Here is a 21,483-nt window from a genome sequence, read left to right as displayed (position 1 = left end):
GGTGCCGCGGCGTTCCGGCGTGGCGAGGGTTCTTCGCGGTACGGGCGCAGGGTCCTTGTCACGGGGTGGCGTGGGGCCCTTCGCGGTACGGGCGCGGGCCGCGGCCTCTTGTCACGGGGCGGGGCTTCCGCCGTACGCCGCGGGCTCCCCCGCACGGGTGCCGGTATCGGGTGTTTCACGGGGGCGTCCGGTTTCCGTCCTGGGTCTGGCTTCGGAGGCTGCGGCGTGCGACATTTCGTGATATGGGCAGGGATGTGCCAGCGGTGGCGTTCAGCAAGGACGATCGCCGTAAATATCGCGAAAAAGTGCATCGATGCCTCGATGTCCTCGCCCAGATGCTGCGCGAGTCCCGCTTCGCCCCCGAGGCCCCGCTGGCCGGCCTGGAGATCGAGCTCAACATCGTGGACGCGATCGGCGAGCCTGTCATGCGCAACGCCGAGGTCCTCGCCGCCATCGCCCGTCCCGACTGGGCGACGGAGCTCGGCCAGTTCAACCTCGAGATCAACCTGGAGCCCCAGAGCCTGTCCGGCGACGGCATGCTCCGCCTGGAGAACGACATCCGGGCCCGCCTCAACCACGCCGAGGACCGCGCCAGGTCGCGCGGCGCCCACCTGGTCATGATCGGCATCCTGCCCACGCTCTGCGAGGACGACCTCGGCCCGGGCAGCCTGTCGGCCAACCCTCGCTTCCGCCTGCTCAACGAGCAGATCTTCGCCGCCCGCGGCGAGGACCTGCACCTGTGCATCGAGGGCGTGGAACGCCTCGACACCCACGCCGACAGCGTCGCGCCCGAGGCCGCCTGCACGAGCGTGCAACTCCACCTGCAGGTCGGCCCGGACGAGTTCGCCGCCCACTGGAACGCCGCCCAGGCCATCGCCGGGGCCCAGGTGGCGGTGGCCGCCAACTCGCCGTACCTCTTCGGCAAGGAGTTGCTGCGGGAGACCAGGATCGCGCTGTTCGAGCAGGCCACGGACACGCGGCCGACGGAGCTGAAGGCGCAGGGCGTACGGCCGCGCGTGTGGTTCGGCGAGCGGTGGATCACCAGTGTCTTCGACCTGTTCGAGGAGAACGTCCGCTACTACCCCGCGCTGCTGCCCCTGTGCGTGGACGAGGACCCGTGCGCGGAGGTCGACCGGGGCCGCGTCCCCGACCTGCACGAGCTGACCCTGCACAACGGCACGATCTACCGGTGGAACCGGCCCGTGTACGCGGTGGCGAACGACATGCCGCACCTGCGCGTGGAGAACCGGGTGCTGCCCGCCGGGCCGTCGGTGGCAGACGTCGCCGCCAACTCCGCCTTCTACTACGGTCTGATGCGTGTGCTGCCGTACGAGGAGCGGCCCGTGTGGAGTCAGATGTCGTTCCGCGCCGCCGAGGACAACCTCAACGCGGCGGCCCGGCACGGGCTCGACGCGCGGCTGTACTGGCCGGGGCTCGGCGAGGTGCCGGCGCCCGAGCTGATCCTGCGGCGGCTGCTGCCCCTGGCGTACGAGGGGCTGCGGCGGTGGGGCGTCGACCGTCCCGTCGCGGAACGGCTGCTGTCGATCATCGAGGGCCGCTGCCTGACCGGCCGCACCGGCGCGAGCTGGCAGGTGGCCAACGTACGGGCCCGAGGCGGCGACCGGTACGCCGCCCTGCGCGGCATGACGCTCGACTACGTCGCGCGCATGCACACCAACGACCCCGTCCACACCTGGGATGTCTGACACCGTGACCCGTGCCCTCGCCACCGCCCTCGTGCTCTTACTGCTCGCCGCCTGCGGCCTCACCCCGCGACCGTCCATGGACACCCGCGAGGCCGACACGTTCGAGGACGACGTGCGCGCGGCGCGCACGCTGGGCGAGCAGTTCTGGGCCCAGCAGTTCCAGCAGCTCGGCGGCACGTACCGGCCGATCGAGGCGTTCATCCCGTACGCGGGCGAATCGGGGCCTTCGTGCGGCGGCCAGCCGTCGGTGCCGGAGAACGCGTTCTACTGCCCGCGCGGCCACTTCATCGCCTACGACCAGCAGTGGATGGAGTCGCTGTGGAACGCGATGGGCGACGGCTCGGTCTACGTCATCGTCCCGCACGAGCTCGGGCACGCCGTCCAGGCGCAGCTGTCGACCGGCTTCGCGCTGAACGTCCAGGCCGAGCTGCAGGCCGACTGCTACGCGGGCGGCACGCTGTCGGCGCTCGTCGGCTCGGGCGCGCTGCGCGCCGAGGAGGGCGACGAGGACGAGTTGTTCCTCAGCCTGGAGGCGGCAGGCGACCCGACGGACAACTGGCTCGACCCCGCCGCCCACGGTACGGCGGAGCAACGGCAGGCGGCCTTCGTCAAGGGGTATCGCCAAGGGGTGGGAGCCTGCTGAGTCCGTACGGACGGGCGGGAGTCACCCCACGGATGATGTGCCGGGCAGGGCCCGCGCCCTACGGTGGAGGCATGCCTACGCAGGAGATCAGCTGGCTGCGCCGGGGCGCGTGCAGGTCCAGCGACCCTGACCTCTTCTTCCCTCTCGCGCCCACCCCCGCGCAGGAGGCGCGGGCCAAGGCGGTCTGCGCCGGCTGCCAGGTGCTGCGCGAATGCCGCTCGTACGCCCTGAGCGCCGGTGAGGCCGAGGGAATCTGGGGCGGTCTCACCCCGGAGGAACGCCGCCGTGGCCGGCTGACGACGTCCTCCCCCGCGGCGACGTAGCCTGCAGGGGTGCTGCTGCGCTCGATCGCCGTCCTCGTCGCCGCCAACGTCATGAACAACAAGGTCGCGCCCCGGCTGGGGCCGGTGACCTCGGTGCTGGCGACGGCCGCTCTCGTGACGGCGGCGCGCAGGTCCGGCCTGTCGTGGCGGGACATCGGGTTCGCCGACGGCCGCCGGGGGGCCGTCGCCGGGGGCGCGCTGGCGGCGACGGTGGCCGCCGGCTACGCGGTCGGCGTCGCCTGGCCGCGTACCAGGCCGCTGTTCCGCGACGAGCGGGCGCTGTCGCTCTCGCGCGCCCGCGTCGTCGAGGAGGCCCTGATCCAGGTGCCGTTCGGCACGGTCCTGCTGGAGGAGGTGGGCTTCAGAGGAGCGCTGTACGCCATGCTCAGGCGGCGGCACGGCACGGTGGCCGCCACGGCCGCGTCCTCGGCCCTGTTCGGGCTCTGGCACGTCCTGCCCGCGATCGACATGGCCCGCGCCAACCCCGCTCTCGGTGAGCTCACGGCCGGCGGGACCGGCCGTCTCGCCGTCCCGCGCGTGGTGGCGGGCAGCGTGGTGTCGACGGCCGCCGCCGGGGTGCTGTTCTGCGAGCTGCGCCGCCGCCGCGGCCTGCTGGCGCCGGCCATGCTGCACCTGGCCACCAACTCGCTCGGCTACCTGTTCGCCCGCATCTCACATGCGGGCGGCGCTGCGCGGCCCCCCTCCGGAACCGCGCAGCGCCACGCCTGACTCAGCAGTACAGGTTGTCGCCCGGGGAGACCCCGAGAACCGACGTGAACCAGTAGTAGGAGTCGACCCGGCTCTGCACCTGGGCGGGGTACTTGTTGTCGCATTCCAGGGCGCCGTTGATGCTGCGGATGGTCTGGCCGAAGCCGGCGTTGTTGACCATGGCGTTGTGCGGGGTCATCCACCCGGCGCCGTTCTGGGTGTTCCAGAACCACAGGCCGGTCATCCAGGCGACGGCCGGGTCGTTCTGCACGAGCCAGGGGTTGTGCAGCAGGTCGATGTGCAGCGAGTCGCCCGCGGCCTTGTAGTTGTAGTTCCAGCTCAGCTGGAGCGGACCACGGCCGTAGTACGCCGACCCGCCCGCCGGGCAGCCGAACGACTGGCCCCAGTCGCAGTAGTGCGAGTAGTTGGCGGTGTTCAGCTCCGTCACGTACTTGAGCCCGCCGGTCTCGTGGTTGACGTTGGCCAGGAAGGCCGCTGCCTCACGCTTCTTCGTGGTGTCGCTGCCGGTCCTGGCGAAGCCCGGGTAGGCGTTCAGCGCGGCCACCAGGCCGCTGTAGGTGTAGAAGGGGTTCCGGTTCGGGAACATCTGGTTGAACTGCGCCTCGCTGACCACGAAGCCGTTGCCGCCGCCGCCCGACGTGGTGGGGGCGTTCCACTTCTGGTTGGCGGTGCCGGCGCACGTCCAGATCTGCAGCCTGGTGCCGTCGTTGCTGTTGTTGTCGGTGACGTCCAGGCACTTGTCGGCGGCCGGGTTGACGATGTCGTGGGCCGGCGTGACGACCCACTTCTGGTTGGCGGAGCCGGCGCAGTCCCAGATCTGGACCTTCGCGCCGTCGTTCGTGCCGAAGTCGACGACGTCGAGGCACTTGCCGAGTGCCCGCAGGGTGCCGTCGCCGGCGACCGTCCACTTCTGGGCGTCGCCGCCGTTGCAGTTGGCGATCTGCACGGGCGTGCCGTTGGCGGGGTTCGCCCAGGCCACGTCGATGCACTTGCCGCCGAGACCGGTGATGGTCCCGGTCGGGTCGGCGGCCGAGGCGGGCGCCACGACGAGCGCGGAGAGGATCATCCCCAGCGCCAGCACGACGGCCGCCCGTGCGGCGGCCCAGCCGGTTTGTTGCCTTGTCAGCATGAGTTGTTCGGTTTCCCTTCAGGTAGGCCGGATTCGAACGACGAATCCGGCCAACGGAGGAAGGTAAACCGACAAATCACATGCAACTACGTATTTTTACCATCTGCCACAGGAGTCACATCAGCCCGTGGCGACGACCTGGAAGCCCTCCGCGTAGCGGCCCTCACCGAGACCGGCCTGCTCCGCCAGGCCCGCCGAGCGGCTCCTGACGAACTCGGCGAAGCCCTCGATGTGGCCGACCTGGCTGACGTGCGACTGCAGGGCCGCGAGCTTGCGGTCGATCGCGTCGGTGATGTCCACCCAGTGGTCGGGCGTGGAGCCACCGCTCAGCCACACCTCGCGGACGGTCCACGCCGCCAGCCCCTCGTCCCTGAGCAGTTCGGGGAACGCGTGCGGGTTGCGCGCGTCCGGATACACCGCGTCGAGGGTCGCCCCGCCCACGGCGCGGTGGTCGGGATGGCTGGGGGCGATGTGGCGGTAGTTGCGGTCGGGGTGCTGGGTGATCACGAGGTCGGGCCTGACCTGGCGGATCACCCTGGCGATGTCGCGCCGCAGCTCCAGCGACGGCACCACCTGACCGTCGGGGTAGCCGAGGAACCGCACGTCGGTGACCCCCATCACCTTGGCGGCGGCGCGCTGCTCGGTCCGGCGCAGCTCGGCCATGCCGGAGTTGTCGAGGCTGCGGTCGTCGCCCCCCGCGTCGCCGTCGGTGACGAGCAGGTACGTGACCTCCACGCCCTTGTCCACGAACTGGGCCACGCTTCCCGCGGATCCGAAGTCGGCGTCGTCGGGGTGGGCGGTCACGACGAGCACCCGGTTGATCTCGCTGAGCGGCAGCATGCTTCCCCTTCCGGAATTTCCGTCCGCCAGCACTAACCTCCGGCCGTACCGACGGCATTCCGGGCGCGGTTTGTCGGTGGGGCGTCTTAACCTAGGTAGGTGCCGACCCAAGTCTCCGTTGACCACCCCTTGCTCCACGGCCTCAACCCGCAGCAGCGTGAGGCCGTGCTCCACCATGGCAGTCCGCTGCTGATCGTGGCCGGGGCCGGGTCGGGCAAGACGCGGGTGCTCACCCACCGCATCGCCTACCTGCTGGCCGAGCGCGACGTGCATCCGGGCGAGATCCTCGCGATCACGTTCACCAACAAGGCCGCCCGCGAGATGAAGGAGCGCATCGACAAGCTCGTCGGGCCGCGCTCCAAGGCGATGTGGGTGATGACGTTCCACAGCGCCTGCATGCGCATCCTGCGGCGCGAGGCCAAGCGGCTGGGCTTCCCGTCCAGCTTCTCGATCTACGACCAGGCCGACTCGCAGCGGCTCATGGCGATGGTCTGCCGCGAGATGGAGCTCGACCCGAAGCGCTACCCGCCGCGTTCGTTCTCGGCGCAGGTCAGCAACTTCAAGAACGAGCTGGTCGACTACGAGACGGCGCTCGACCGGGCCGGCTCCCACCTGGAGAAGACGCTCGCGCAGGCGTACAAGGCCTACCAGCTCAAGCTGACCGAGGCCGGCGCGATGGACTTCGACGACATCATCATGAACACGGTGACGTTGTTCCAGCTCTTCCCCGACGTCGCCGAGCACTACCGCATGCGGTTCCGGCACGTCCTGGTCGACGAGTACCAGGACACCAACCACGCCCAGTACATCCTGATCCGCGAGCTGGTCGGGCATCCCGAGCTGCGCACCACCGACGGCGACCTCGTGCGGTCGGGCACCGACCAGTCCCAGCTGTGCGTGGTGGGCGACGCCGACCAGTCGATCTACGCCTTCCGCGGCGCCACGATCCGCAACATCCTCGAGTTCGAGCGCGACTACCCCGACGCGCGCACGATCCTGCTGGAGCAGAACTACCGCTCCACCCAGAACATCCTGGCCGCCGCCAACGCGGTGATCTCGCGCAACGAGTCGCGCAAGCCGAAGAACCTCTGGTCCGACCAGGGCGACGGCCCCAAGATCGTGGGCTACGTCGCCGACAACGAGCACGACGAGGCCATGTTCGTGGCGCAGGAGGTCGACCGGCTCACCGACGACGAGGGCGTCAGGCCGGGCGACGTCGCGGTCTTCTACCGCACCAACGCGGCCTCCCGGGTGTTCGAGGAGATCTTCATCCGCACCGGCCTGCCGTACAAGGTGGTCGGCGGGGTGCGCTTCTACGAGCGCAAAGAGGTCAAAGACCTGCTGGCCTACCTCCGGGTGCTGGCCAACCCGGCCGACGTGGTGTCGCTGCGGCGCATACTCAACGTGCCCAAGCGCGGCATCGGCGACCGGGCCGAGGCGATGATCGAGGCGCTGTCGTCCCGCGAGCGCATCTCGTTCTGGGAGGCCCTGCGCCGCGCCGACGAGGCGTACGGCATGGCCACCCGCTCGCTCAACGCCGTCCGCGAGTTCGTCGCCATGCTCGACGAGCTCATCGCCAAGGCCGAGGGCGTGCCGCCGTCGGCCCTGGCCGAAGAGGTGCTGGTGGCCACCGGCTACCGCGCCGAACTGGAGGCGTCGGAAGACCCGCAGGACGAGTCGCGCCTCGAGAACCTCAACGAGCTCATCTCGGTGGCCTCCGAGTTCGAGGAGGCCAACCCCGAGGGCACGCTGGTCGAGTTCCTGGAGCAGGTGTCGCTGGTGGCCGACGCCGACCAGATCCCCGACGCCGACGGCGGCCAGGGGGTCGTCACCCTGATGACCCTGCACACCGCCAAGGGGCTCGAGTTCCCCGTCGTGTTCCTGACGGCCATGGAGGACGGCGTCTTCCCGCACGTCCGGTCGCTCGGCGAGCCCAAGGAGCTGGAGGAGGAGCGGCGGCTGGCCTACGTCGGCATCACCAGGGCGCAGCAACGGCTCTACCTCACGCGGGCGGCCGTGCGCAGCTCGTGGGGGGCGCCGTCGTTCAACCCGGCCTCGCGGTTCGTCAGCGAGGTGCCGGGTCAGCTCATCGAGTGGCGTACCGATCCGGAGAAGTCGGCGTGGAGCGCGGCGACGCGCCGCGAGCCGGCCGCGCGCCCGGCGCCCGCGAGGAGCGGCGGCGGTGGCGGTGGTGGCGGCGGGCGCACGCTGCTGTCCCTGTCGCCAGGCGACCGCGTCACGCACGACGCGTTCGGGCTCGGCACGGTGGTGTCGGTGGACGGCGTCGCGGAGAAGACCAAGGTCAAGATCGACTTCGGCTCCGGCGGCGAGAAGACCCTCCTGCTGGCCTACGCCCCCCTCGACAAGCTCTGAGCCGCTGGGCGGCCCTCCCCTGACGCCGAGCGGCGGTCGGGGGCGCGAGCGACGAGCCGCGCCGCGAGGGGTGGGCCGAGGACGGCCCGGAGGAGCCGCGCCGCGACGGACCGGCCCACGAGGAGCCCGAGGAGCCGTGCTCCGACGGGCCGGCCCAGGATCCCGACGAGCCGTGCCGCGTGGGGTTGGCCGAGGAGGCGCGACGGCCTCGTCACCCGCCGCCGCAGCGGCACCGACGGCCGCGGCCGGGTCGTCGCCCTGACCGCGGCCGGCCGCGAGCTGATCGACCAGGCGTTCGCTGAGCACGTCCGCAACGAATGCCGGCTGCTCGACCTCCTGTCGCCCGAGGAGGCCGCCCACCTGGAGACTCTGCTCGCCACCTGGCTGACCCACCTCGAGGCCCCGCAGGAGCCGCGCGACGCGTGACGGCGGCCCGCTGCGCGTGCCGGGCGCGAGTACTCAGGCGCAGGCGTGGCGGGTGTGGGTCGCCGCCGTTACCGGGCGCTGCCCTTCTTCCACTGGTTCCAGCTGAGCTGCCAGTAGCTCCAGCCGTTGTTCCACTCCAGCTTGCGCTTGGTGCCCTTGATCTTCACCACGTCACCGCGCTGGGAGATGGTGTAGAACCACTTGGCCCCTTCCGGGGTGGCGCGGACGCAGCCGTGGCTCTGGTTGGAGCGGCCCAGGAACTGGTAGTAGCCGGCGCTCTCGTGGACGTACTCGCCGCTGTCGGAGATGCGGACCGCCCACGGGATCTCGAGCTTGTAGTAGAGCGGGTCCTTCGGGTCCGTCACGCCGAGCCACGAGGACGTCATGGTCTCGACGGCCTTCTTGCCCATCGTCAGGTGCGTGCCGCTGGTGGTGAGGTAGACGTCGACGCCGTTCCTGACCATGCCGCCGCTGCCCGCGCTGATCGGGATCGACTTCGCGAGCTTGCCGTCGCGGTAGACCTTCATGGTGTGCCTGCGGGTGTCGACCACGGAGATGTTGGACGTGCCGACCGCGAAGCGGCGGGAGACGTCCTTGGCGCCGGTGTTGCCGGGCAGGTCGGATAAGCGGGCGGTGAACAGCACCTTCTGGTGCGGCTTCCAGTAGGTCTTCGTCCGGTAGATGACCTTGCGGTCCGACACCCAGCGCCAGGCGCCCTCGACCGGCTTCTGCGCCTGCACCTCCAGCACCGACTCGACCTCGGCCCGGCGCCTGGTCCGTACGGCGCGGTCGAACGTGACGATGATGGGGAAGCCGACGCCGACCTTCTCCGTCTTGTCGCTCATAGGCGTGATGTCCGCGATGCGGACCTTGATGGGCTTGACGGGCGACACTTCCTCGGCGGCGGCCTCGGGCGCGTCCTGCGTCACCGCCGGCGTCGTCGGGGTCGGGCCGGCCTGCGCGGCGGCGGCTGAGACGGGGGCGGGCGGGCTCTCGGTCGCACAGGCGGTCACGGTGACGAACGCGAGCAAGGCCGACAGTATCCGGGGGGCGGGCTTCACGGTGGACTACTCCTGGATCAGGTGTCACGACTCCTTCTTCTGTGACACACGACTGATCCATTTCGCCGACATGCCCGGATAACTATCCCGTAACGGTCGGGTCAGCCGGCGTTTAGAACCGGACAGATCACACCAGACGCCGCGCGGTGGCCCAGCGGGACAGCTCGTGACGGTTCGAGAGCTGGAGCTTGCGCAGCACGGACGACACGTGCGTCTCGACGGTCTTGACCGAGATGAACAGCTCCTTGGCGATCTCCTTGTACGCGTACCCCCGCGCGATCAGCCGCAGCACCTCGCGCTCGCGCTGCGTCAGCGAGTCGAGCTCCGGGTCGATCGACGGCACCTCGGAGGAGGCGAACGCGTCGAGCACGAAGCCGGCCAGCCGCGGCGAGAACACCGCGTCGCCCTCGGCCACCCGGCGGATGGCGTCGGTCAGCTCCTTGCCGCTGATGTTCTTGGTCACGTAGCCGCGGGCGCCGCCCCTGATCACGCCGATGACGTCCTCGGCGGCGTCGGAGACCGACAGCGCCAGGAACCGCACCTGGGAGCCGGAGCCCAGCACCCGGCGCAGCACCTCCTGGCCGCCTCCGCCGGGCATGTGCACGTCGAGCAGGACCACGTCGGGCTGGTGCGCGGCGATCGCCCTGACCGCCGTCTCGACGTCCTCCGCCTCGCCGACCACCTCGATCGAGTCGCCGAGCTCGGCGCGCACACCCGATCGGAACAACCGGTGGTCATCGACGATCAGTACGCGCGTCATGCCTTCTCCAGCTTCATCGTCAACATCACTTCCGTGCCCTCGCCGGGCTCGGTGCGCACGCGGGCCGTGCCTCCGTGACGTTCCATTCTCCCGATGATGGACTCCCTGATGCCCATGCGGTCGAGCGGGACGTCCGCAAGGTCGAACCCCTTGCCACGATCTTTCACGAAAATCGTGGCCTCTTCACCCTCTACTTCGGCATATACGGATATAGCCGGGCTTTCAGCATATTTGGCGGCGTTGACCATCGCCTGCCGCGCCGCCTTCAGCATCGCGCCCAGCCTGCCCGCCGAGTCGAGGGCGATGTCGCCGACGCAGACCACCTCGATCGGCACGCCGTGCGCGTCCTCCTCCTCGGCGGCGATCCTGCGTACGGCGGCGGCGAGCGTCGCGTCGGCGTCCTGGGCCGGCTGGTAGAGCCAGTTGCGCAGCTCGCGCTCCTGCGAGCGGGCCAGCCGCGACACCTCGCGCGGGTCGTGGGCGACGCGCTGGATCAGCGTCAGGGTGTGCAGCACCGAGTCGTGCACCATGGCCGCCACCTCGGCGCGCTCCTCCTGCCTGATGCGCTCGCGCCGCTCCAGCTGGAGTTCCTTCCACAGGCCGGCGAGCCAGGGGGCGGCGATCACCGCCAGGCCGCCGACCACCACGATGGTGAACATCAGCCCCGGACGGGCCTGCGCCAGCTCACCCTGGGAGTACAGGAAGCCGATCGCGCCGACCACGACGAGCCCGACGCCGAGCGGCGTACGGATGCGGTTCTTCCGCATGCTGAGCGCCGCGCCGCTGACCCAGCCCCTGCGGCGTTCGGGGTCGGCCTGCTGCCACAGGATCAGCGCGCCGATCCCGCCCACCGCGAACGGCAGCATGCCGATGCCGCCCTGGGAGGCCCCGGTCAGCCAGCCGAACGCGAACAGCGCCAGCCCGATCGCGGTGAACGCGGCCAGCTGGCTCCAGTCGCGCTGCGGATCGGCCCGCTCGGGCGCCTTGCGCGGCGTCACCATCCAGAGCACCGCGTACGCCACCATGCCGACCCCGTGGACCACGCTGAGCAGCACGAACATCAGCCTGATCACTACCGGATCAAGCTTGAGCTGCGCCGCGAGCCCCTGGGCGACACCGCCGAGCAGGCGGCCCTCCATGGGGCGGGTCATCCTGCGGTAGGGCGCGTCGCCACTCTGCTCGGCGAGAGTCTTCTGGTCAGCCATAACGTAAGCCATCGTCACACGGACCCGCGTTCCGGTCATCAGGGAGTGACCCCCGGGCCCGCTCAGGGATGTCCCGGATGTGGGCACCCGCCGATCAGGTCCACGATGGTTCCATGACTGAAGGTCCGCCCAGCCCGCCCACCGCCCGGCCGCGCGCGCTCCGCCGCAGCAGCGAGGGGCGTTTCCTCATGGGCGTGTGCGCGGGGCTCGGGCGCGGCCTCGGCATCGATCCGGTGGTGTTCCGCATCGGCTTCGTGGTGCTGCTGTTCGGGTCGGGCATGGGGCTGTTCCTCTACATCGCGGCGTTCCTGCTGATGAAGGAGCCGAGCGGTCGTCCCGGCCTCATCGAGCAGTGGACGCGGCGCGACTTCGACGCCGACACCGTGATGGCGCTGCTGACCGCGGTGCTGGCGTTCGGGCTGGCGGTCAACCTGATGACGGTGTGGATCGACGCGGCCACGCTGGTGGCCGCGGTGTTCCTCGCCGTGGCGCTGCTGGCCGCCCACTCGCACGGGGTCGACCTGCTCGGGCTGGCCCGGTCGATGCCCGAACGGCTCGGCAGGCGACGCCAGACGGAGCGCCCGGCGGCCTCGTACACGGAGACGCCCGCCCCTCCCTCGGTGCCGTCCCAGGCGCCGCCCGAGGACGCGGCACCACCCGCGCCCGACGCGACCACACCGGCCGCCGCGGTCCCGTCGCCTCAGACGGAACCGACGCCTCAGGCTGAACCGACGCCGGCCGCCGCGGTCCCGTCGTTCCAGCCCGAGCCGCCGGAAGAGCCCGAGCCGAAGGAAGAGACTGACCGTGACGAGGCGCCCGCCGACGGACCGTCCGCGCGGCCCGAGCCCGTGTCCCCGGACGCGGTGACGGCGGAACACCGGATTCAGCAGGAGCCGACCGCCCACCACCCCGCCCCGCCGGCCGCCGACCACGTCACCCAGGGTGCGCCGTTCGCGCCGAACGGCCCCTACCAGCCGCTCGACCCCCGTAAGCGGGCCGGCTACTCCCCCTACGACCCCGCCCTGTACGACCTCCCGCGCCCGCGGCGGCAGCGCCGGCAGCGCCGGCCGAAGTCGTACATCGGCGGCGTCACCCTGTTGCTGGCCATCATCGTCGGAGGGATCGTCGTGGCCGCCCAATCCAGTTCGGCCGCCGGAGTGAGCCCCTCCATCGTCGGCGGCGCCATGCTCATCACCGTCGGAGCGGGCCTGCTCGTCGCGGCCTGGTGGGGACGCGGCGCCGGCCTGGTCGCCCTGGGCTCCGTCCTCACGCTGCTCGTCGGCCTGGGGTTGATGCTCGGCGGCGTGCCGAGGAACGTCGGCTCGGCGATCTGGACGCCCGTCAGCGTCGCCGAGGCCACCCGCACCTTCGACGTGGGGGTGGGCGACGGCCGGCTCGACCTGACCGAGTTGCACCTGCGGCCCGGGGCGACCGTCACGCTGAACGCCGTTCTGTCGGTGGGCGAGCTGGAGGTGATCGTGCCTCCCACGGCCAGGGTGGAGGTGCACGCGACGAGCAAGGTGGGCGACATCCGGATCGACCAGCAACTGATGAGCGGTCTGAACGTCCAGTTCGACCGGACTTTGGAGCCTGAGGTCGAACCCGAGGGCGAGCCCGCCACGATCGTCCTCAACCTGAAGGGCGGCGTCAGCGACATGGAGGTGCGCCGTGGGGCATGACCCGCGCAGGGGAACTGCGGACGGGATGCGGTCGTGAACCACCGCACGGACTGGATGGCGCTGCTCAGCGGTGTGTTGTTCGTCGTTCTGGGCATCTTGGTCGTGACACGGGCAGTCACTGACTGGGTCGTCCTGGTCGGCGTGTTGTTGCTGGGATTGGCGTTCGCGGGCTTGGTGGCGATCATCGCGCGGGGGTTTCGCGGTAAGTAGGCCTTGACCGGGAAAGACACCGGCGTACGTTCGGAGTGTCCGCCTTTCCCCTGCATTGAGGGAGGACGTATGCCCCGAATCACCGTCACTGTCGACGGAGTCACGTACGAGGAGGATGTCGAGCCCCGACTTCTTCTCGTTCACCTGCTACGAGAACGTCTGGGCAAGACCGGCACCCCCGTGGGCTGCGACACCAGCAACTGCGGCGCCTGCACCGTGCTGCTCGACGGCAAGAGCGTCAAGAGCTGCTCGGTGCTCGCCGCCCAGGCCGACGGCTGCGACGTCGTCACGATCGAGGGCCTCGGCGCGAACGGCTCGATGCACCCGATGCAGCGGGCCTTCCACGAGGAGCACGCGCTGCAGTGCGGCTACTGCACGCCGGGCATGGTCATGGCCGCGATCGACCTGCTCAGGGACGACCCCGACCCGTCCGAGGAGACCATCAGGCAGGGGCTGGAGGGCAACCTCTGCCGCTGCACCGGATACTGCAACATCGTGCGCGCCGTCCGCAGGGGCGCCCAGGAGATGGGGCAGGCGGTGAGCCCGTCATGACGACCCAGGAAGTCGGCAGGCCGAGAAGGCGCAAGGAGGACGCGAGGCTGCTGACGGGCCGCACGCAGTGGACCGACAACCTCACCCGCCCCGGCGTGCTGCACGTGATGTTCCTGCGCAGCCCGATGGCGCACGCCAGGATCGAGCGCGTGGACGTGTCCGCGGCGCGCGGCCTGCCGGGCGTGGTGGCGGCCTTCAGCGGCCGTGACTTCGCCGGCGAGCAGGGCAGTCTGCCGTGCGCGTGGCCGGTGAGCGAGGACATCGTCATCCCCGACCACCCGCCGATGGCCGTGGACGAGGTCCGCTACGTCGGCGAGGCCGTGGCCTGCGTCATCGCGACCGACCGCTACCGCGCGGCCGACGCGCTCGACGCCATCGAGGTCGACTACGAGCCGCTGCCGGCCGTGGTCGACATGAACGAGGCCCTGTCCCCCGGCAGTCCGAAGGTGCACGAGGCGGGCAACAAGGCGTTCAGCGCCACGATCACCTCGGGCGACCTCGACGCCGCGTTCCGTGACGCTCCCGTCGTGATCGACCGCACGTACGTGCAGCAGCGGCTGATCCCGACCGCGATGGAGCCGCGGGCGGTCATGGCCGACACCGACGGCGAGTCGTTCACGGTGTGGTCGTCGACGCAGATCCCGCACGTGCTGCGCGTCATGCTGGCGGTGGTGACCGGCATCCCCGAGCACCGGATCAGGGTGATCGCGCCCGACGTGGGCGGCGGTTTCGGGTCGAAGTTGCAGGTCACCGCGGAGGAGGTGCTCTGCCTGCTGCTCGCCCGCAGGCTCGGCAGGCCGGTCAAGTGGACCGAGTCGCGCTCCGAGGGCAACCTGACCGTGCACCACGGACGCGACCAGATCCAGCACATCAGGCTGGCCGCCGACGCCGACGGACGCATCCGCGGGCTCCAGGTCAGCCTGCTGGCCGACATGGGCGCCTACCTGATGCTGGTGACGCCGGGCATCCCCATGCTGGGCGCGTCCCTGTTCAACTCCATCTACAAGATGGACGCGTACGAGTTCAACTGCACCGGGGTGTTCACCACGAAGATGCCGACGGACGCCTACCGGGGCGCGGGCCGCCCCGAGGCCACGTTCGGTATCGAACGGACGATGGACGAGCTGGCCGCCGAGCTCGACCTCGACCCGATCGAGGTGCGCAGGCGCAACTGGATCAGGCACGAGGAGTTCCCGTACACCACGATCGCCGGGCTGACGTACGACTCCGGGAACTACGAGGCGGCGACGGACAAGGCGCTGTCGCTGTTCGGCTATGACAAGCTGCGGGCCGAACAGGCCGACCGGCGCGACAGACGCGACCCGGTGCAGCTCGGCATCGGCGTGAGCACGTACACCGAGATGTGCGGTCTCGCGCCGTCGCGCATGCTGGGCGAGGCCAACTACGGCGCGGGCGGCTGGGAGCACGCGTCGGTGCGCATGCTGCCGACGGGCAAGGTCGAGGTCATCACCGGCACCTCACCTCACGGGCAGGGGCACGTGACGTCGTGGAGCCAGATCGCCGCCGACGCGCTCGGGGTTCCGTTCGAGGACATCACCGTGCTGCACGGCGACACGGCGGTGGCGCACAAGGGCATGGACACCTACGGCTCGCGCTCGCTGGTCATCGGCGGCGTGGCCGTGGTCAAGGCGTGCGACAAGGTCAGGGAGAAGGCCCGCAAGCTGGCGGCGCACGTGCTGGAGTGCTCGCCCGACGACCTCGACTTCGAGGCGGGGGCGTTCAAGGTACGCGGCACCGACCAGAGCCGGACCATCCAGGAGCTGGCCTACGCCGCGTTCACGGCGCACGACCTGCCCGACGGCGTGGAGGCGCGGCTCGACTCCGACGCCACGTTCGACCCGGACAACTACTCCTTCCCGCACGGCACCCACCTGTGCGCGGTGGAGGTCGACACCGAGACGGGCATGGTGAAGATCCGCTCGTACGTGGCGGTCGACGACGTCGGGACGGTGATCAACCCGCTGATCGTCGAGGGCCAGGTGCACGGCGGCATCGCGCAGGGCATCGCGCAGGCACTGTTCGAGGAGGCCGTGTACGACGCCGACGGCAACCTGCTGACCACCACGATGGCCGACTACCTGCTGCCGTCGGCGGCCGACCTGCCGAGCTTCACGCTCGACCGGACGGAGACCCCGGCGACGAGCAACCCGCTGGGCGCCAAGGGCGTCGGCGAGGCCGGCACGATCGCCTCCACCCCTGCCGTGGTGAACGCGATCGTGGACGCGCTGCGCCCGCACGGCATCGACGACGTGCGCATGCCGTGCACCCCTGAGCGGGTCTGGAGAGCGCTGGAAGGAGTGCGGCGATGATTCCCGCGCAGTTCGACTACGAACGCCCGTCCTCGCTCGCCGAGGCGTGCGAGGCGCTGGCCGCCGACGACGAGGCGAAGGTGCTGGCGGGCGGCCAGTCGCTGCTGCCGCTGCTGCGGCTGCGGCTGGCGTACCCGACGACGCTGGTCGACGTCGGCCGGCTGGAGGAGTTGCAGGGCGTGCACGACCGGGGCGACCACGTGTTCATCGGGGCGATGGCCACGCACGACGAGGTCATGCGCTCGCCCGCGGTGACGTCCGGCTGCCCGCTGGTGGCGATGGCGACCTCGCAGGTGGCCGATCCGGCGATCAGGCACCGGGGGACGTTCGGCGGCTCGCTGGCGCACGCCGATCCGGCGGGCGACCTGCCGGCCGTGGTGCTGGCGCTGGACGGCGTGCTCGTGGCCAGGTCGGCGGAGGGCGAGCGGGAGATCCCGGCCGCCGAGTTCTTCGTCGACTACCTGGAGTCGTCGCTGGCCCAGGGCGAGATCCTGGCCGGGGTGAAGATCCCGAAGCTGGGCGAGGGCTGGGGCTTCCACTACGAGAAGTTCCACCGTACGGCGCAGTCGTGGGCGACCGTCGGCGTCGCGGCGGCCGTCCACCGGTCGAACGGGACGATCACCGAGGCGCGGATCGGGCTGACGAACATGGGCCCGACGCCGGTGCGCGCCCGCGCGACCGAGGAGTCGCTGCGCGACGTGGAGCTGGGCGAACAGGTACGCAGGGCGTGCGAGCAGGCGGCGGACGGCACCTCGCCCCCGTCCGACCTGCACGCGCAGCCCGACTACCGCAGGCATCTGGCCAGGGTCCTGACCCACCGCGCGGTCCGCACCGCGTCCGGATCGCCCTGACCGAGCGGGAGGGGGCGCCTCTTCCTGGCGCCCCCTCCGCGACGTAGTGTCACTGGCAGCGGAAGGAGCGGATCGATGGCGATGCGGTTCGAGCACGAGTTCACTGTTCCGGTTCCGGTCGAGCAGGCGTGGGCGGTGCTGCTCGACGTCGAACGCGTCGCGCCGTGCCTGCCCGGCGCCGCACTGGACACCTTCGAGGGCGACGAGTTCACCGGCAGGATGAAGGTCAAGGTGGGCCCGATCACGGTGACGTACCGCGGCACGGCCACCTTCCAGGACGTCGACAAGGATGCGTACGCGCTCACCATCCAGGCCTCGGGCAAGGAGTCGCGGGGCGCCGGCACGGCGGCGGCCACCGTCAGGGCGCGCATGACGCCGCGTGACGATTCGACGCTGGTGTCGGTGGAGACGTCGTTCAACGTGACCGGGCGGCCCGCCCAGTTCGGCCGCGGCGTGATGGCCGAGGTCGGCGGCAAGCTCATCGACAAGTTCGCCGAGAACCTCGCCCGGCTGCTGTCGGAGTCGACGGTGGAGCAGGCGCCCGCGGTCACCGCCGACGAGCAGCGGCACCTCGCCGCCGTGCCCTCCCCCGAGGAGGCCAGGGCGACCGAGGAGGCCACCCGTCCCGTGGGCACGCTGCGGACGTCGCGCACGCCCGACGAGGAGGCGCTCGACCTGCTGGAGATCGCGGGTCAGCCGCTGCTGAAGCGGCTGGCGCCGGTCGCGGGGGTGGTGGCGGTGCTGATCGTCATAGCCTGGGTGATTCGTCGGATCAGGCGCTGATTTTCGGCAAATAGTCATCTAAGTCCAGACACTTCCCTCTGCCAGCGGGCAGTGCCTTTCCGCAGGTGCCGAACCAGCGGGGGGACTTGGGGATGCCGGACTGCACCGTCGTCGTCATCACCTACAACGATGCCGAACGCCTGCCCAGAGCCGTGCACTCGGTGCTCCGCCAGACGCTGCGCGACCTCGAGGTCGTCATCGCCGACGACGCCAGTACCGACGACACGCCCGAGGTGGCCCGGCGGCTCATGCTCGGCGACCCGCGCGTGCGCTACCTGCGCAGAGCCGCCAACAGCGGCGGCTGCGGGGCGCCGCGCAACGACGGCGTCGACGCCGCCCGCTCCCCGTACGTGATGTTCCTCGACAGCGACGACGAGCTGCCGGAACACGCGTGCAAGAGCCTGCTGGCCGAGATCGAGCGCACCGGGGCCGAGTTCGTCTCCGGCCAGATCACGCGGCTGTTCGAGTCGAGCGGGGCACTGCGTCCGTACTACCCGTCGCTGTTCGCACGACGGCGGGTGGTGGCGGGCATCCGCGAGGACCCCGAGCTGTTCCTCGACTCCTTCACCACCAACAAGCTCTACAACGTGGCCTGGCTGCGCAGGCACGGGCTGCGCTTCCCCGAGGACGTCCACTACGAGGACCACGTCTTCACCGCCGAGCTGTACGCGGTGGCCCGCAGGTTCGCGGTCGTGCCGTGGACGGTCTACCACTGGCGCCGCGCACCGGCCGGCACCTCGATCTCGCTGAGCGTCGGCGACCTGGAGAACGTCCGCCAGCGGGTGATCGCCGCCCGGATGAGCGACAGGATCCTGCGCGATCACGGGGCCGGCGACCTGGTGCCGCACCGGCAGCACCGGTTCGTCCGCCAGGACCTGCGGGTCTACCTCAACCCGCTGCCGCTGCGGGACGTCGTGTGGGTGAAGGAGTTCGCCGCGATCGTGCGCCCGTACCTGGAGGAGATCCCGCGCAAGGTGTTCGAGCGCGTGGAGCCGCTCGACCGCGTCTGCTGCCGCCTCATCCTGGACGACCGGGTGGAGGACCTGCGGGTGGCGGCGGGCTCGCTGACCGGTCAGCGGGCCGCGCCGCGGGCGGCCGTCCAGCAGGGCGGCCGGACGTACTGGGGCACCACGGTCTCGCCGGACACCGACATCACCCGGCTGCGGCTGGCCGAGCTGCCCTTCTCGCAGTCCAGGCTGCGCCACGAGGTCACCGCCATCTCCTCGGACGGCGACGGCGTGCGGATGACCGTGCGCACGTACGACCCGTTCGGCGTGCTGCCGACGGAGTGGACGGCGTTCCTGCAGTTCGGCAGGGAACGCGTGCCCATCCGCCCCGCGCCGACGGGCGAGGGCGGCTACGTCAGCGAGGTGACCTTCACGCCGTCGCGCACGTGCGAGCCGCGGATCGGCTTCACCCGCACCTCCGACGGACACACCACGACCGACCGGCTCATCGTCGACCCGCACCTGGAGCCGATCGAGCTGCCGGGCTGCTCGGTACGGGCCGAGGGCTACGCCGCCTACCTGGGCGTGCGCTCCGACCCGGCCGCGCGGTCGCTCGCGCGCAGGGCCGGGAAGTGGCTGCTGCGCCGCTGCAGCACGCCGCGCGTCAAGCTACGCGCGTACAAGCTGCTGATCAAGGTCGTGCCGCGCCGTCCCGACCTGGCCCTGTTCGAGTCGGACGTCGGCAAGGGCTGCACCGGCAGCCCGCGCGCCATCTACGAGGAGGTACGGCGCCGCGGCCTGCCGGTCGTGGCGGTCTGGTCGGCGGCCAAGGGCCGCGCGTCCCGCTTCCCGCAGGACGCGCGGCTGGTCCGCCGGGGCGGCTGGCGCCACCTCTGGACGATGGCCAGGGCCGGCATCTGGGTGGACAGCCACGGCTTCCCGCTCGACCACCCCAAGCCGCGCGGCACCCGTTACCTGCAGACCTGGCACGGCCAGGGCATCAAGTCGATCGGGTTCGACGCGCCCGACCTGCGCTCCGACTTCGACCAGCCGCGCGCGCAGTGGCGGGCCGCCGTCGCCCGCTGGGACGCGCTGGTCTCGCCGAGTGCGGAGTTCTCGCGGCTGTTCCTGCCGTCGAACGGCTACACGGGCAAGGTCTACCGGTACGGCACGCCGAGGTGCGACGCACTGGTCCGCGGGGAGGCGAGCGGCGACGTGCGCGGCCGGTTGGAGATCCCGCCAGGACGAAAAATCCTCCTTTATGCACCTACGTACCGGGACTGGGCGATAGGCAGCGGCCAGTCCGTCCGCGTGGACCTGGAGCTGCTCGCCGAGGAGCTGGCCGGCGAGTGGATCGTGATCCTGCGCACGCACCCGGCCGAGCGCTACGAGCTGCCCGAGCATCTGCGGCACTTCGTCCGCGACGCCGCTGCCCATCCCGAGATCAACGACCTGATGACGGCCTGCGACGCGCTCCTGACCGACTACTCCTCCGTGATGTGCGACTTCGCGATCACCGGTAAGCCGATGCTCTTCTACATCGACGACTGGGACGACTACCGCCTGTCCGAACGCGGCGTCTACCACGACCTGCCGGCCATCGCCCCCGGACCGTGCGTCACGACGACGCAGGAGCTGGTCGCGGCGCTGCGCGACCTGCCCGCCCGGCACGCCTCCTACGCCGCCAGGTACGCCGCCTTCCGCGAGCTGTGGTGCGCCGAGGAGCGCGGGGACGCGGCCGAGCGCATCGTCGCCGACTTCTTCGGCGCGCCGCTGGAGGAGAGCGCGGACCCGTCCCGCGCGCGCCTGGAGGAGGGGGCGGCGCTGTGAGCGTGGTCTTCACCTGCTTGGACGCCGACACGCTCGGCGGCGTCCAGCGCGTCACCCACACCCTCGCCCAGGGCCTCGCAGAACGCGGCCACGAGGTGCACGTCGTCGGCCTGCACCGATCGGCCCGGCCCTTCCCGTACGTCGAGAGCCCGCGCTACCACCGGCACGTGGTAAGCCGCGCCGCGCGCCGGACGGACGGGGGCCGCCTGGCCCGCATGCGCGAGGACCGGCGGCTGCGGCGGCTGTTCGACACAGTAGGGGCGGGCTACGCGGTCATGACCACGCCGGCGGTGGTCACCCGGGTGGTGGGCCTGCTGCCCGGCACGTTCCGCAGGATCGGCCAGTACCACGGCTCGTACGACCACGCCCGCGGCTGCCGCCACCTCGCCGCGATCCGCCGCCACTACCCCGACCTGCACCAGGCGGTCTTCCTCAGCGAGGACGACGCCGCGCGGTTCGCCGAGCACGCCCTGCTGCCCAACGCCTGGACGCTGCCGAACCCGCTGGCGACCTGGCCGGACACCACATCCACCCTGGACGCGCCGCGCGTCCTCGGCGTGGGCCGGCTGGAGGGGGTCAAGCGGTTCGACCGGCTGATCAGCGCGTTCGCCCGGTGCGGGGCGCCACCGCCGTGGCAGCTGCACCTCGTCGGCGACGGCGGCGAACGCGAACGGCTGCGCGCGCACGCCGAGCGCGAGGGGGTCGCCGACCGCGTGGTGTTCCGGGGAGCGGTGCCGGCCGCGCGGATGCCGGAGGAGTACCTGGGTGCTGCTGTCGTGGGGCTGACCAGCGAGCACGAGGGGCTGCCCGTCGTGCTGCTGGAGGCGGGGGCGCACGGGGTGCCGTCGGTGGCGTTCGACGTGTCGGGCGGCGTGCGTTCCGCGGGCCCGGTGCTGGTGCCGCCGCGCGACGTGGACGCGTTCGCGGCCGAGCTGGGCCGGCTCGTCGGCGACCGGCAGGAGCGGGCGCGCCTGGGCGCCGAGGCCCGCGCACGCGCCGAGGCGTTCCGCCTCGACCACGTGCTGGACCGCTGGGAGTCGATGTTCGCCCACATCGACCGCTGAAAAAGGGCCCGCCGGAGCGGGCCCTTGCGCGATTCGGCGGGC

The 21,483-nt window shown here is 71.2% G+C and carries 18 protein-coding genes; 13 read left to right on the top strand and 5 right to left on the bottom strand.

Annotation, left to right across the window (positions count from 1 at the left end; genetic code table 11):
- Positions 1-305 precede the first annotated feature (305 nt).
- From BLR04_RS25735 to BLR04_RS25720, 4 genes are all read left to right on the top strand, one after another.
- Positions 306-1,706 carry a glutamate-cysteine ligase family protein gene (locus BLR04_RS25735; protein ID WP_245740498.1) on the top strand — a complete coding sequence of 467 codons (1,401 nt, stop codon included), beginning with the start codon at positions 306-308 and terminating at the stop codon, positions 1,704-1,706.
- Positions 1,699-2,349 carry a neutral zinc metallopeptidase gene (locus BLR04_RS25730; protein WP_245740496.1) on the top strand — a complete coding sequence of 217 codons (651 nt, stop codon included), beginning with the start codon at positions 1,699-1,701 and terminating at the stop codon, positions 2,347-2,349. The genes BLR04_RS25735 and BLR04_RS25730 overlap by 8 nt, the downstream gene beginning before the upstream one ends.
- Before the next feature lie 71 nt (positions 2,350-2,420).
- The gene (locus tag BLR04_RS25725) at positions 2,421-2,672 is read left to right on the top strand and encodes a WhiB family transcriptional regulator (RefSeq protein ID WP_090769894.1); all 252 of its coding nucleotides are present in this window, start codon (positions 2,421-2,423) and stop codon (positions 2,670-2,672) included.
- Positions 2,673-2,681: 9 nt separating this feature from the next.
- Positions 2,682-3,401, top strand: coding sequence for a CPBP family intramembrane glutamic endopeptidase (locus BLR04_RS25720; protein WP_090769892.1), 720 nt, complete (start codon positions 2,682-2,684; stop codon positions 3,399-3,401).
- A 1-nt stretch (position 3,402) separates the two neighbouring features.
- Here BLR04_RS25720 and BLR04_RS25715 read toward each other — a convergent pair whose 3' ends face one another.
- Together BLR04_RS25715 and BLR04_RS25710 are read right to left on the bottom strand one after the other, a co-directional pair.
- Entirely contained in the window at positions 3,403-4,530 is a 1,128-nt protein-coding gene (locus BLR04_RS25715; RefSeq protein ID WP_176903279.1) for a glycoside hydrolase family 19 protein, read from the bottom strand.
- Between the two features lie 120 nt (positions 4,531-4,650).
- Positions 4,651-5,370: a PIG-L deacetylase family protein gene (locus tag BLR04_RS25710; protein ID WP_176903278.1), complete on the bottom strand. Its 720-nt coding sequence runs from the start codon at positions 5,368-5,370 to the stop codon at positions 4,651-4,653.
- Between the two features lie 99 nt (positions 5,371-5,469).
- Between BLR04_RS25710 and pcrA the strand changes: the two genes are divergently transcribed.
- Positions 5,470-7,743, top strand: a complete 2,274-nt coding sequence (pcrA, locus tag BLR04_RS25705; RefSeq protein WP_425413451.1) for a DNA helicase PcrA — start codon at positions 5,470-5,472, stop codon at positions 7,741-7,743.
- A gap of 494 nt (positions 7,744-8,237) precedes the next feature.
- On the opposite strand, the gene BLR04_RS25695 is transcribed toward pcrA, so the two are convergent.
- The 3 genes from BLR04_RS25695 to BLR04_RS25680 all read right to left on the bottom strand — a co-directional run bounded on the left by BLR04_RS25695 (position 8,238) and on the right by BLR04_RS25680 (position 11,195).
- The gene (locus BLR04_RS25695) at positions 8,238-9,200 is read right to left on the bottom strand and encodes a L,D-transpeptidase (protein WP_143022194.1); all 963 of its coding nucleotides are present in this window, start codon (positions 9,198-9,200) and stop codon (positions 8,238-8,240) included.
- Between the two features lie 157 nt (positions 9,201-9,357).
- A complete protein-coding gene (locus tag BLR04_RS25685) occupies positions 9,358-9,990 on the bottom strand; it encodes a response regulator (RefSeq protein ID WP_090769884.1) in 633 nt (210 codons plus the stop codon).
- Positions 9,987-11,195: an ATP-binding protein gene (locus BLR04_RS25680; RefSeq protein ID WP_090769882.1), complete on the bottom strand. Its 1,209-nt coding sequence runs from the start codon at positions 11,193-11,195 to the stop codon at positions 9,987-9,989. The genes BLR04_RS25685 and BLR04_RS25680 overlap by 4 nt, the downstream gene beginning before the upstream one ends.
- Positions 11,196-11,308: 113 nt before the next feature.
- Here BLR04_RS25680 and BLR04_RS25675 point away from each other — a divergent pair, with 113 nt between their 5' ends.
- The 8 genes from BLR04_RS25675 (at position 11,309) to BLR04_RS25645 (ending at position 21,441) form a co-directional block, all read left to right on the top strand.
- Complete coding sequence (locus BLR04_RS25675) at positions 11,309-12,874, top strand: PspC domain-containing protein (RefSeq protein ID WP_176903277.1); 1,566 nt, start codon at positions 11,309-11,311, stop codon at positions 12,872-12,874.
- Between the two features lie 33 nt (positions 12,875-12,907).
- A complete protein-coding gene (locus BLR04_RS40865; RefSeq protein ID WP_176903274.1) occupies positions 12,908-13,084 on the top strand; it encodes a hypothetical protein in 177 nt (58 codons plus the stop codon).
- A 69-nt stretch (positions 13,085-13,153) separates the two neighbouring features.
- Positions 13,154-13,636 carry a (2Fe-2S)-binding protein gene (locus BLR04_RS25670; protein ID WP_090769878.1) on the top strand — a complete coding sequence of 161 codons (483 nt, stop codon included), beginning with the start codon at positions 13,154-13,156 and terminating at the stop codon, positions 13,634-13,636.
- Complete coding sequence (locus BLR04_RS25665; RefSeq protein ID WP_090769875.1) at positions 13,633-15,966, top strand: xanthine dehydrogenase family protein molybdopterin-binding subunit; 2,334 nt, start codon at positions 13,633-13,635, stop codon at positions 15,964-15,966. The genes BLR04_RS25670 and BLR04_RS25665 overlap by 4 nt, the downstream gene beginning before the upstream one ends.
- Complete coding sequence (locus BLR04_RS25660) at positions 15,963-16,817, top strand: FAD binding domain-containing protein (RefSeq protein ID WP_090769873.1); 855 nt, start codon at positions 15,963-15,965, stop codon at positions 16,815-16,817. Before BLR04_RS25665 ends, BLR04_RS25660 begins: the two co-directional genes overlap by 4 nt.
- Positions 16,818-16,892: 75 nt before the next feature.
- On the top strand, positions 16,893-17,600 hold the full coding sequence (locus BLR04_RS25655; RefSeq protein ID WP_090769871.1) for an SRPBCC family protein: 708 nt from the start codon (positions 16,893-16,895) through the stop codon (positions 17,598-17,600).
- 92 nt (positions 17,601-17,692) lie between these two features.
- Positions 17,693-20,377 (top strand): CDP-glycerol:glycerophosphate glycerophosphotransferase, encoded by a 2,685-nt coding sequence (locus BLR04_RS25650; protein WP_090769869.1) that lies wholly within the window; start codon positions 17,693-17,695, stop codon positions 20,375-20,377.
- A complete protein-coding gene (locus BLR04_RS25645; RefSeq protein ID WP_090769867.1) occupies positions 20,374-21,441 on the top strand; it encodes a glycosyltransferase in 1,068 nt (355 codons plus the stop codon). The genes BLR04_RS25650 and BLR04_RS25645 overlap by 4 nt, the downstream gene beginning before the upstream one ends.
- Positions 21,442-21,483 lie beyond the last annotated feature (42 nt).

Source organism: Nonomuraea maritima, from assembly GCF_900100395.1.
Taxonomy (GTDB): Bacteria; Actinomycetota; Actinomycetes; order Streptosporangiales; family Streptosporangiaceae; genus Nonomuraea; species Nonomuraea maritima.
Note: the sequence above shows the minus strand (reverse complement) of the source record. Positions and strands in the feature narration are given on the sequence as shown.